General features: G+C 66.4%; 11 protein-coding genes and 1 pseudogene. 7 read left to right on the forward strand and 5 right to left on the reverse strand.

Annotated elements, in window-relative coordinates; all coding sequences use genetic code 11:
* Nucleotides 1-42: 42 nt before the first annotated feature.
* The 5 genes and pseudogenes from NS1_RS19485 to NS1_RS41745 all read right to left on the reverse strand — a co-directional run bounded on the left by NS1_RS19485 (nucleotide 43) and on the right by NS1_RS41745 (nucleotide 3,060).
* Nucleotides 43-504 (reverse strand): hypothetical protein, encoded by a 462-nt coding sequence (locus NS1_RS19485; RefSeq protein WP_062986658.1) that lies wholly within the window; start codon nucleotides 502-504, stop codon nucleotides 43-45.
* Between the two features lie 56 nt (nucleotides 505-560).
* Entirely contained in the window at nucleotides 561-1,040 is a 480-nt protein-coding gene (locus tag NS1_RS19490) for a DUF2752 domain-containing protein (protein WP_063816197.1), read from the reverse strand.
* 95 nt (nucleotides 1,041-1,135) lie between these two features.
* Complete coding sequence (locus NS1_RS19495; RefSeq protein ID WP_062986660.1) at nucleotides 1,136-2,083, reverse strand: M56 family metallopeptidase; 948 nt, start codon at nucleotides 2,081-2,083, stop codon at nucleotides 1,136-1,138.
* A gap of 392 nt (nucleotides 2,084-2,475) precedes the next feature.
* Nucleotides 2,476-2,820, reverse strand: a pseudogene (locus tag NS1_RS41740) (M23 family metallopeptidase); the annotation flags it as partial.
* Between the two features lie 15 nt (nucleotides 2,821-2,835).
* On the reverse strand, nucleotides 2,836-3,060 hold the full coding sequence (locus NS1_RS41745; RefSeq protein WP_255284605.1) for a hypothetical protein: 225 nt from the start codon (nucleotides 3,058-3,060) through the stop codon (nucleotides 2,836-2,838).
* Between the two features lie 965 nt (nucleotides 3,061-4,025).
* Here NS1_RS41745 and NS1_RS19505 point away from each other — a divergent pair.
* The 7 genes from NS1_RS19505 to NS1_RS42650 all read left to right on the forward strand — a co-directional run bounded on the left by NS1_RS19505 (nucleotide 4,026) and on the right by NS1_RS42650 (nucleotide 12,177).
* Entirely contained in the window at nucleotides 4,026-5,042 is a 1,017-nt protein-coding gene (locus tag NS1_RS19505) for a FecCD family ABC transporter permease (protein ID WP_062986662.1), read from the forward strand.
* Nucleotides 5,039-6,058: a FecCD family ABC transporter permease gene (locus NS1_RS19510; RefSeq protein ID WP_062986664.1), complete on the forward strand. Its 1,020-nt coding sequence runs from the start codon at nucleotides 5,039-5,041 to the stop codon at nucleotides 6,056-6,058. The genes NS1_RS19505 and NS1_RS19510 overlap by 4 nt, the downstream gene beginning before the upstream one ends.
* Complete coding sequence (locus tag NS1_RS19515) at nucleotides 6,055-6,894, forward strand: ABC transporter ATP-binding protein (RefSeq protein ID WP_062986665.1); 840 nt, start codon at nucleotides 6,055-6,057, stop codon at nucleotides 6,892-6,894. Before NS1_RS19510 ends, NS1_RS19515 begins: the two co-directional genes overlap by 4 nt.
* Nucleotides 6,895-6,965: 71 nt before the next feature.
* A complete protein-coding gene (locus tag NS1_RS19520; protein ID WP_062986667.1) occupies nucleotides 6,966-7,982 on the forward strand; it encodes an ABC transporter substrate-binding protein in 1,017 nt (338 codons plus the stop codon).
* A gap of 33 nt (nucleotides 7,983-8,015) precedes the next feature.
* Entirely contained in the window at nucleotides 8,016-9,206 is a 1,191-nt protein-coding gene (locus NS1_RS19525) for an ATP-grasp domain-containing protein (protein WP_062986669.1), read from the forward strand.
* Entirely contained in the window at nucleotides 9,203-10,981 is a 1,779-nt protein-coding gene (locus NS1_RS19530) for an IucA/IucC family protein (RefSeq protein WP_062986671.1), read from the forward strand. The genes NS1_RS19525 and NS1_RS19530 overlap by 4 nt, the downstream gene beginning before the upstream one ends.
* Nucleotides 10,978-12,177 carry an MFS transporter gene (locus NS1_RS42650; protein WP_063816198.1) on the forward strand — a complete coding sequence of 400 codons (1,200 nt, stop codon included), beginning with the start codon at nucleotides 10,978-10,980 and terminating at the stop codon, nucleotides 12,175-12,177. Before NS1_RS19530 ends, NS1_RS42650 begins: the two co-directional genes overlap by 4 nt.
* Nucleotides 12,178-12,179: the final 2 nt, after the last annotated feature.

Raw genomic sequence — 12,179 nt, forward strand, 5'->3', positions numbered from 1 at the left:
GGAGGCCACGTGCCGCCGGTTGGCGAATCGGGCCAGCGTGCTCTATGTGCGCAGGATGCAGAGTTCGTGGAGGCTCGGTTTCCGTATCGGAATCGTGCGCCGAGGTAGCACTCGGCGCCGGTGGAACACCGGCAGCGGAGTGACGATTGTGTCCGGCCGCACCGTTACGAGCGCGCCCAGCAGAGCCAGGAATACCGCGAGGCACGCCATCACCACGCCGACTGGGGTCGGCGAAAGACCTTCGTACTTCATGTCAATCGGCTGCTCGGGATAGCCGGCGACCGCTTCATGGGTGCCCTCCGCTGCGCGGTGGACGCCGCTCGTCGGCAGCAGGTCGGTCTGCGCCGTGACAGTGGGCCGCGAGTGTTCCATGGTCATCGAGCTGGTCGACATCGCGGCGGCTTGGCAGGGACTACCTTCGATCATGGCGATAGCGAACAGGGCCGCGAACACCGCGACGAACCGCGCGAATCCGACGCGGCTCAGTGTCGGGGCAGCACTCACCCCGCAGATACTACTAACTGGATACGTAGAACTGGCAGGCGGCCGGTCAACCGCCCTCAGCCACCCCACCGCGCGATGAGCAGTGGCGCGTTCATCTGCTGATTGATCTGGAGCGCGACCGTCGCGACGAGCAGAATTGGAAGGTAGACACGCCGATCAACGACAATGTTCACCCATCGTCCGGTGCGCATGCCGATTGCGGCCCGCATCAGTGCCGTCACAGTGATCGACATCAGTAGCGGCCCGGCGGGGTTGTACCGCAGCGCATCCCGGACCTGCCCGTGTAGCAGCAGGTACCACGACCTGGTCCCTCCACAGAACGGGTCCATGATTCCCAGCTGATGCAGCGGGCCGTGCAAGTCCATCGAGGGGATTCCGAACAGCACCAAGACCAGTGCGCCCATCGCCCCGACGAGTGCCGACCAGGTCAACCACCGATGCCCGTCGGACGACTCGACCGCTACACGCGGAGGCCACGCCGCCACCGTGTGTGTCGGCCTCGGACCGACGCGGTCGCGTGCGTCCGGTTCATCCATGATGGCCCCTCGATATGACAACCCACACCTACTACATGGGTACACAGACAGTAGACGATAGGAGAAACTTCCGCCGCAACCAACGGCCGAGACCGCTAGTCAGGATGGCACACCCCGAGCCCGATCACAGCGACGAGCGTCGCGATCATGGGACCGGCAAGAATCGTGGCGATGATCAGCGCTGAGACGATGCCGACCATCGAGCGGCCCACTGGGGCGGGGGACGCAAGCCGAGCCACACGATCAGCGAGCCCGACTTCGGTCGCACCGAGCGTGCCTGCACCGTTCGAGTCGGCCAGGGTGAGCAACGCCTCGCGAACGGTTTCCCGACCATGGGAGGCGGCGGCCACATCGTCGGCCGACATTTCGACAAGACGGGCAACCTGAGCCGCCCCGACAGTGAACAGATCGATCCGCGGGAACGCCCCGGCCAAAGCTCGGGTAACAGCAAGGAGAAGGTGATGCTTGCCTGCGAGGTGAGCACGCTCGTGCGCCAATACGGCCGCGAGGTGCTCCTCATCGAGCGCGGCGACAATTCCCTGAGTGAGAACAATCGTGTGCGGATCCCCCGCAACCGAGTACGCGGCGGGCTCTGGATGATCGATGACCACGGCATCGTGACCAGCATGCGGTCTCCCGACGATCCTGGCGGCGCGCGCGTGCCCATGGGTCACCGAACGTGCCCGCACCAGCGCACGACCCACTCCCCCTATCAACACGACCCCCGCGGCAACGCCGCACGTCACCAGGACCAGCAGGCCAACCTGGACAGCAGTTCCGTACTCGCCGATCGCCGCGTCATGGAGCTGATCGAAGCACCGACTCAGGTTCAGATGCTGGTCAGCGAGCATGTCGCGGACGACATCCCCGATGACGAAGCCGATCGCGGCCACCCATGCCAGCACGACCGACCCGATCGCACTGAGCCACGCGATCAAGCTCAGGCGCGGGCCGACACCGCAGCGCGTCGTCCGAATCAGGGTCGGCGGAGCGAGAACCATGACGACCAGGCTGTAGACGAGCAGGCAGATAGCGACGCTCATCGTCGGTCACACTCCGACGCCACCAGCAGGGTCGGCAACGACTGCACTGCTGGCACGAGGGGACTCCTTGCGGATCGAGATCCGAGGTCAGCGACGGATCAGAGAGGCGACCTCATTGTATCGGCCCCTCGCCAAGTATCTCCGACACAGATAGGGTCGAGCCCCTTTCCTCCATAACCAGCGATGTTGCGCCAACCGGTAACACCATCTACTGTCTACTAACGTAGACAGTAGATGCTTGCGTCAGCAGAACGAGCTGGCGCGAGACGCTCCCTCCTGGGGCGTCGACTGCGGCGGAGATGGCACGATCCCCTCATCTCGTGCTTTCGCCGCGATCACCTGAAGTGGGGCGAGAGATTGTGGCGATCCGGCCCCACTTCAGGACAATCCCGTCAGTCAGCACCCCAATGCTGTTCCATCACAATGCCTTTGCTGGCCATCCAGGGCAGCGGGTCGATCTTGACACCGTCCTGATCCCAGATTTCCAGATGCAAGTGCGGACCGGTGGAAATGCCACGGTTGCCGACCGAAGCGATTACATCGCCGGCGTTCACTCGCTGACCTTCCTGGACGTAGATGTCATTGATATGGCCGTACACGGCAGTTGTTCCGTCTGTTCCGTCGTCCTGCCCAACACGAATCCACTGACCGAATCCAGATGCCGGACCGGCCTCGAGCACCGTCCCGCCGAGAGCGGACCGAATGGGCGTTCCCAGCGCATCCGCTATGTCGACACCGGAGTGGAATTGACCTCATCGCGCACCGAATACAGAACTGATGTCACCAGCCAAGGGCAACGCCGCTGGTGGCGCCACCGCTCGTGAAGGAGCGGGAATAGCCTGCTGCCGCAGATCCTCGATGAACTGTTCTGCCTGGGCGAGCGGACCGACGACTTCCACGGGCAATCCAGCTAATCCGAACGGCGCGGCAGCAGGTTCGACGTCATGGGCGACATCCGGAGCCAACGGCGCGGCCATCGCAACTTGCGTCGACGTACTGAGTAGGGCTCCGGCAGCCGCCGCGACACCGAGGGCCACCTTGATTCGGCCATCCGGCGCAGTTTCGGCGCGATGGCGACCCGACCCCCTGGAGTCGGCGAGTAGATGTTGAACGGACAGGGAACCAGAAGTCTTTCGGTGATGTGACAAGGCTCGTCCTCGGGTCGATCGGCGAAAGGCGCCTCGACCAGGTCGTTGCCGACTTATCGACAGCGACTTTCGGCGCGCGGCGTGATAGGAACTGTACCGATCCGTGACCGTCTCGCAACCATTACGTCAGCACCGCAGACCGAGCCCTTCGACTCAGGTAGACAGGCGACTAACCCGCGGATATCTACTATGTTATGCAGTAATGGATGCGCTCACTCAAAGAGCGCTTCACTGAATCTTGTTGCTATGCAAGACATTTCAACATTCAGTGATCTGCGTCACTTTTTGGATTGAACATTGCCTACTGCCCAGATGCATAGTTTGCGCTCACCGCCAGCCGGGCGGGGGTCAGTCCGTCTTGCCGCTGCCGTCGGCGGTCCAACCATGTCCGGCCCGAATTGCCAGTACCACCCGCCGCGGCTCGGGCGGTTGGCCTCGCCCGCGTCCGTCGCAGTAGATCTACCATCCGACTTAGTACGTAGCTGAATACGAACACAAGCTTCCCTGCCCGGTACGGATGAACTTGCATGTGGATGACACTGGTCACGTTTAGCCAACCATCCGATGGATCGCAAACGCTATAGAGTCACACCACGCATCGACTTTGCGCCTTGCCGGGCATCCGAACAAATGGGCGACCACCTGCGATTCACTCGTCGACCGGACCATCCTGTCGACCATGTAAAACGCCATCGACGTAGATTGCCCGATCGATCGCCGCGACTCCCGAGCAACGCGGGCGCAGGTCGAACCCGTTGACAAACTTAGGTACTGCTTACCTAAGCTCTCGGCCCATGGCAGTGATAGGCACATCGCATCGCTCTCCGGTGCGGCACCCGATCGTGGTGCTCGCATTCGGGGTTGCGGCATTGGCGCTGTGTGCGGGGTTGAGCCTGGCGCTCGGCTCTCGTGACATCTCGGCGCTCGCGATGATCGATGCGCTGCTCGGCCGGGGGCATGGTCGCGACGCGGCGGTGATCACGGGAATGCGGGTGCCGCGGACTCTCGTCGGGATGGCAGTGGGCGCGGCACTCGGGTTGGCCGGCGTGATCGTGCAGGGAGTCACCCGCAATTCACTGGCCGCGCCGACCACTCTCGGTATCAACGCCGGGGCCGCGCTCGCTGTGGTGACCGCTATCTACGTGCTGGGCCTTTCTCAGCCCGGCCAGTATGTGTGGTTCGCCTTCGCCGGTGCCGCCGCTGCCGCGCTGTTCACCCTCACCCTGGGCAGGCGGGCCGGCGGGGTGGACCCGATTCGGCTGGTCCTCGGCGGCACTGTCGTGCAACTGGTTTTGGCGTCCTGGACCTCCGCGGTGCTGCTGTTCAGCGAGCGCACCCTAGACGAGGCTCGCTTCTGGCTGGTCGGATCGATTGCGGGACGGGACCTCTCGATTCTGATTCCGCTCCTTCCCGCTTTCGTCTTCGGTGCGATGATCGGCCTCGCGATCGCCGTCACACTGAATACGTTGGCACTCGGAGACGAAGCCGCGGCGACGCTCGGTGTGCCGGTCGGGCGGATCAGGGCCGCTGGCATGGTGGCCGTGGTGCTGCTGGCCGGATCGGCCGTCGCGGTCGCCGGGCCCATCGCGTTCATCGGCCTCGCCGCACCGCACCTGGTCCGGTTGGTGCTGGGCAGCGACCATCGTGTGCTCGTCCCTGGTTGTCTCATCGCCGGGCCACTGCTCCTGCTGGCCGCCGACGTCGTCGGCAGGCTCATCGCGCCCCCGACGGAAGTCGAGGTCGGCATTGTGACCGCCTTCGTCGGCGCTCCACTGCTCGCGGTCCTCGCGAGCCGGAGGCAGATCCGATGATCACCCGAACCTCCCTGTCTCACTGGATAACTCCGATCGTCGCGATTACATGTCTGCTCGCCCTGGCCGCCTTGACCATCGCTGCGCTCACCACGGGCGAAGTGTCCATGAGCGCGGCCACCGCGCTGGCGGCCGCCGTGGGCTTCGGCGATCGCGGCGACGTCTTCGTCGTGCAGGAGTTCCGTGCGCCGCGGTTGGTCGCGGGAATCATCGCGGGCGCGGGCCTGGCCACCGCGGGCACAGTGCTGCAACGACTGTTCCGCAATCCGCTCGCTTCACCCGATGTAATCGGCGTGACCGGCGGCGCCTCATTCGGCGCCGTGATCGTACTCGCGGCCGGGGCGAGCCAATCGGCCATCCCGCTGGCCGCGCTCGCGGGTGGGATGTTCGCCGCGCTCGCGCTCGGCGCGATCGGCTGGAAGTCGCAGTTGTCTACAGCCCGGCTGGTACTGGTCGGGCTGGCGATTCAAGCCGGGCTGGCTGCCGCAGTGAACCTCGTCATCGTCCGGTTCCCCAAGGAACTGGCCGGATCGGCGATGCGCTGGACGGCCGGTTCCCTCTACGGCCGGACCTGGCCGGAGGTGAGCGGAGCGGCGATCGGCTGCGTGCTCGTGCTGGTGCTGCTGTACGCGCAGTACCGAACCCTGACGGTGCTCGACCTCGGCGACGACTCGGCGGGTGCACTCGGTATCGGCGTGGACTCCGCGCGGCTGCGATTGCTGATCACCGCGGTGGCGATGGCGGCGCTCGCGGTCGCGATCTCGGGTCCCATCGTGTTCGTCGCCCTGGCGGTACCGCAGATCATGCGGCTGCTGTGCGGGCCACCCACGCCGGTCACACTCGCGGTCACCGCACTCGCTGGGGCAAGTCTGCTGGTCGCCGCGGACTTCACCGCCCAGCATCTGCTACCGGTCCACGGACTGCCGGTAGGTGTCGTCACCACCACCGTCGGCGCGCCGTGGCTGCTCTGGCTGCTGGTCCGCGACAGCAGCCCGGCGATCAGGAGAACCGCATGAACGAGAGCCGAAACGAACTCACCACGCACACGCTGTCGTTGAGCTATGGCGATCGTGTCGTGGTCGACGGGCTCGATCTGACGCTGCCAGGCAATGCCGTCACCGCCATCGTCGGCCCCAATGCCTGCGGAAAGTCCACACTGCTCCGGGGACTCACCCGGCTGCTGCGCCCGGCGGGTGGCACGGTCACCCTCGACGGCGCCGACATCCATCGGCTCCCCGCACGCGCCCTCGCGCTGCGGCTCGGGCTACTCCCCCAGCAACCGGTGACACCGGAGGCGATCACGGTCGAGGCGTTGGTTCGGCTGGGTAGGTATCCACACCAGAGGCTTCTGCGTCCGTGGTCGGCGAGCGATCAAGCGGCCGTCGAAGACGCCTTGGCCCAGACCGCGACCGCACAGCTACGTGATTTGCCGGTCGATCAGCTTTCCGGTGGCCAACGCCAACGCGCTTGGATCGCCTTGGCTTTGGCCCAGGACACCGATCTGCTGCTTCTCGACGAGCCGACCACCTTCCTCGACTTGCGCCACCAGCTCGATGTGCTCGACCTGGTCACCGATTTGCACGCGGAGGCCGGGCGCACCGTGGTCATGGTGCTGCACGACCTCGGTCAGGCCGCCCGCTACGCCGACCATCTCGTCGTCCTGCACGAGGGCCGTCTGGCCGCGGCGGGACCGCCCGCCGACGTGCTCGACGCCGACCTCGTACGCACCGTCTTCGACGTCGATTGCCGCGTCGTCCCTGATCCCGAGACCGGAACGCCGCTCGTCATACCACGCAGCCGCAGCGCCCGAGATACCAGGTCCGGGCGCGATACCACCGCTGTCCGGGCCTGACCCAAACCTTTTCACCCGCGACACCGATTCCGGCTCCGTCGCGTTCGCTCCATGAGAGATGAGGACCAGTCATGTCCATTCGGTGTTTCCGCCTGCGCGGCTCCCGTCGTATCGGCGCTGCGACAGCAGGTGCCGTGATCGCTGTCTCGGCGCTCGTCGGTTGCGGAACTGACTCCGCTACAACAGCTCCCACGGTGTCCGCCGACGAGACGGCGTCGTTCCCTCGCACCCTGGAAACCGCCAAGGGGCAAGTGACGATCCCCAGCGCGCCGCAGCGCGTGGTCGTCCTTGACACCGCCGAACTCGACTCGGTCACCCTGTTGGGAGTCACCCCAGTGGGCGCGGTCGTCCCGCATACCAAGACCGGGGGTGGCTTCCCTGGTTACCTCGCGAGCGGTCTCGACAAGGTCAGCGACGTCGGCCCCCTGCTGGAGCCGAATCTCGAGCGCATCGCCTCGCTGAAGCCCGACCTGATCCTGTCCTCGAAGGTCCGCCACGACAAGATCTACGACAAGCTCAGCGGTATCGCGCCCACTGTCCTCACCGAGACCACCGGCGGCCCGTGGAAAGCCAACCTGGCGGTGCACGCCGCTGCCCTCGGCCGTGATCAGGCCGCGGCGACCGCCCTGCGCAAATACGAGGACCGAGCTCGGGCCCTCGGCGCGGCGATCACAGCCACACACAATGGCACGGCGCCCAGCGCCTCGGTCGTGCGGTTCCTCGCGGGGCCGACCCGGCTGTACCAGAGCACCTCGTTCAGCGGCGTCGTCTTGGCCGATGTCGGCCTGAATCGGCCCGCGTCGCAGACCTCGACCGACCCCAAGAAGACGATGACCGAGGTCAGCCCCGAGCAGATCGACCAGGCCGACGCCGACCTGATCTTCGTCGCCACGATCGACGACCCGGGCAAGACCCCGAAGAACGCGGTGACCAGCAGCCCAGTGTGGAAGGACCTGCGCGCGGTCCGCGACGGCAAGGTTTACGAGGTTCCCGACGAGACCTGGATGTCAGGCATCGGCGTCCAGGCGGCCCAGCGGATGCTCGTCGATATCGCCCAGGCCACCGGCGTGGCACTGCCCGCCGAATAAGTCCTCCCGCCGAACAAGACGAAAGGCTTTGCCGTGCAGCTCTATCTGCTCGCATTGAATCCCACCGACTCGGTGTCGGACGGATATCTGCCTGCCGCTTCCGCGCTCGGGCTCGACGTCACGATCCTCAGCGACGATCCCGAACCGCATCGGCTGCGCCACCCTGGCGTCGACGCGGTCCGCTGCGATGTCCGTGATCCCGAAACGGTCATCGCGGCGATCGCCGCGGGTCCCGCACCAACCGCGGTCTTCACCAACAGCGACCATCTACAGACCCCCGCCGCTATCGCCGCGGCGTATTTCGGTCTGCCCGGCAAGGACTGGCGCACAACGCTGCGGGTGAACAACAAGGCGGAGATGCGCCGTCGGCTGGCCGCGGCCGGCCTCGGCGCGGTCTGGTCGACCGAGCTCGGTCCGCTCCAAGATCCGGCGACGCTGGCCGACCTCGATGTGCCACTGCCCTGTGTGGTCAAACCACGCGAAGGGGTGGCCAGCGAGGACGTGTACCTCGTGCACGACGTCGAGGAATTGGTGCTGCGCGGCAAGCACATTCGACGGCGGCGTCCCGAGGTGTCGCTGTTGGTGGAGGAGTATCTGCCCGGGCAGTTGTGCACCGTGGAAACTCTCGGTGACGGGCAGCGCCGGCATGTGCTGGGCGGGTTCCGCACCACACTCACCCCGCCACCGCATTTCATCGAGCTGCGCCATACCTTCGTCGCCGCGCACCCACCGTCCGTGCTGGCCCAGGTGAGCGAGCAGCTCGACACACTCGGAATCGGATTCGGCGCCTGCCATACAGAATTCGTCGTGGACCAGGGCCTGGCCCGGCTGATCGAGGTCAACTATCGGACCATCGGAGACCAGTGCGATCTGACGCTACGTGACGTACTCGGCATCGACCTGTTCGAGCACGTCCTGCGCACCCATCTCGGGGAGCCATTGGCTGCCGATCTGGGGCTGCGCACCGGCGTCGGCGCGCGCATCGATCACGTCTGCGCTGCGGACTCCGGCACGCTGCGCGCCGCTCCCGCGGCGCTGACCGACATCGTGGACGGCGTCGATCTCACCTATCGACCACTCCGCGCCATCGGAAGCCACCACCAGCTCTCGTTCACCAACCGCGATTATGTCGGCGTGCTGCGCACCGTCGGGCCCGACAGCGCCACCGTCGACCGCGTCGCCGACCGCTTCCTGACCGAACAGCGCTGGGAGGTGCACCCATGACCGCGCTCGCCCACCCAAGTCCTATCGATCCCCTCCTCCTGCCTGACGCCGACGAATCCGCTCTGGTGCGACGCGTGCTCGCCACGATGCTGCGGGAGGATGTCCTCGGCCTGCGGACCCGCGCGATCACCGAGACCAGGCCGGACGGACGGTGGTTACGCTTGACGCGCACCGTCGGCGAGGAATCGATCACCTTGTGCCTGCCCGTCCAATCCGACGGTTTCCTCTGCACTGACACCGTGCGGCAACCGGAGCTGCTGCGCGAACCGGACGGCACCCGATTCGATTCGGTCGCCGGAGTCGTCGGTGTGTTCGCAGAACTCGCCGATCCCGTCGACCGGAGTGGATTCGACGACTTCGGCGCCGAATGCGCGAGCGCGTTGTCTGCCATGCGATTACACACCAAGACGCGTGGCGGCATGACGGCACGGCTTATCGCCGCCTACGGCTGTCAGCTGGACAGATGGACCGAGACCGCTGCCCTCGGCTTCGACACTCTCGCCGCTCGCCACGACCACCCTGTCTACCCGGCCGCCCGGGCGCGCACCGGGCTCACCACCGCGCAATTACGTTCGTACGCACCAGAATTCCATCCCACGTTCGCCTTGCGCTGGTTGGCAGTTCCGGTGGAACAGGCCACCGTCGTCGGAACTCTCGACCTTCCCGCGTTCTGGCCGACGCCCGCGCAGCTCGGCGCCCCGGAACTGTCCTCGACCCACGTGCTGCTGCCGGTCCACCCGCTCAGCATCGGCCCGGCTCTGGACCAAGCGATCCGGTCACTTGGTCTCGACGGCCGTGCGGTGCTGCTGGACAGCGAGTTCCTCGACGTCGTGCCGACCTTGTCGATGCGGACCGTCGCGTGCCTCGAAGCGCCCGGCGAATACCTCAAGCTGCCGCTGGCCACCGCGACGCTCGGCGTCCGCAATGTCCGCACCATCCGGCCGAGGACCCTGTCCGATGGCGCATTGTGTCAACGACTGCTGACGACCGTGCTGGCCGGGGAAGCTCGCTTCCGCGAACGGATTCTGCTGATGGACGAGAGCGTCTACGCCCACGCCGCCCACGAGCTGCTGGCTGTGCTGTGCCGCCGTGACCCGCCTGCGGTGCGCGGCTGCGTCGTCGTTCCGATGGCGGCACTGCTCAGCCGCGCGCACGATGGCCGCCCGGTGATCGACCATCTGGCCGACCGGTTCTACAGCGGCGATGTCATCGCCCTGTTCGACGCGTGGCTCGAGCTGCTGTTCGACTGGCAGGCCACGCTGTTCGGATACGGCATGGCGCTGGAATCGCACCAGCAGAACATCTCCCTCGTCCTCGACGACCGCGGTGGCCCCACACTGCGACTGTCGTTCAAGGACAACGACACCCCGCGCGTGCACACCACCCGGCTGCGGCACCGACTCGGGGACGAACCGGCGGCCTTCGCCGATCCCCGGATCAATGTCGATGACGACAGGCCACTCACCGACTTGTTCACCACGATCACCGTGCATCTGTGTGCCGGGGCTTTCGCGTTCGCCCTCGCCGACCTGGGTCGAGCACCGTTGTCCGACCTGCTCGACATGGTCCGCGACCGGCTCGAGCAAGCCGTCGCGCGCCTGGACACCCCGTGTGCCGACCGGCTGCGCGCCGACGTGCTGGAAGCGCCGTCGCTGCCGGTGAAAGCAATGGTGAGCGCCGCCACCTTGTTCAGCAAACAGCGCAGTGGTGCCGTCGATGTGAACAAGCACTACACGAGCGGACCCAACTATCTGCGTGACGGAGCGGCGCGGTGACCCGTGCGCCACTCGCCCCAACGCCGACCACACAGGCCGCGCGCGGAAACCAGATCTACGCGGTGGCGGGGTGCTATTTCGTCGCGTCCTTCGCGGCGCTCGGTCTGCCGCCGTACCTGACGACGATCCTGCCCGAACTGGGCGATCCGACGGCGCGATGGGCCGGGGTGCTCTATGTCGTGCCTACCGTGTTCGGCGGTCTCGGCGCCCCATTGTGGGGCAGGCTCGCTGATCGGTACGGCCAGAAACGATTGCTGCTGCGCGCCCAACTCGGACTCGCGGCCGCGTTCCTGCTGGCCGGGTGGGCCGACTCGCTGCCGATGTTCGCCGCCGCACTGATCCTACAGGGTGTTCTCGGCGGCACCTTCGCTGCCTCGAGCGGGTATCTGGGTGCCTCGTTGAGCGGGCCCGCGCTGGCGCGGGCGCTGACCGTCCTGCAGGGCAGTGCCCGCCTGGCCCTGGTCATCGCACCCATCGCCGTCGGGGCATTGTCACCGTGGTTGTCGCCGCATCGGCAATATCTCGTGCTGGCGTTGCTACCGCTGGCCGCCGCGCTGATGCTGGCGTTCCTGCCGGAACCCACGGCCGGTGTCGATGCGCCGTCGCGAGGCGCTACCGGTAGCGAGACCGGCGACACCGCCTCGCTGCGGGCACTGTTCGCGCTGGAATTCGGTTTCGTCTTCGCTACTGTCGTCTCGTTTCCGTACCTGCAGGCGCTCATCGAACAACGCCTGCCCGATACCGGCACCCTCGTCGTCGGCGTGTTGTTCGCCGTGCCCCACCTCGTGTATCTCGCCACCGCGACGACCGCGCAGCGAGTAGTGCGGCTCGATACCTCGACGCTGGTAATCATCGGATTCGGCTGCCTCGCAGTGGGTTCGGCCGCACATCTGTGGGCCGACAGCCTGACCGAGCTCGTCCTCATCCGCGTCCTGCTCGGAGTCGGACTCACGCTGTGCCTGCTCGGCCGCAACGCGCTCGCCGCGCGCTGTGCGAGCCGTCGCCCGGCGGGGCGAATGTTCGGCTCGCTCGAATTCTTCGCCAAGGCCGGGGCGGTCGCCGCCGGCCTCACCGCCACCGTAGTGAACCTCGAATTCGGCCCCGCCGCACCAGCTTTGGCCGGTGCGATCGTCGCAGCCGCCGCGCTGTCGACCACGACCGGCGCAGTCCTGCGCTCCCGGACCGCCGTCCACTGACC

The sequence above is a fragment of the Nocardia salmonicida NBRC 13393 genome (genome assembly GCF_001613085.1).
Lineage (GTDB): Bacteria > Actinomycetota > Actinomycetes > Mycobacteriales > Mycobacteriaceae > Nocardia > Nocardia salmonicida.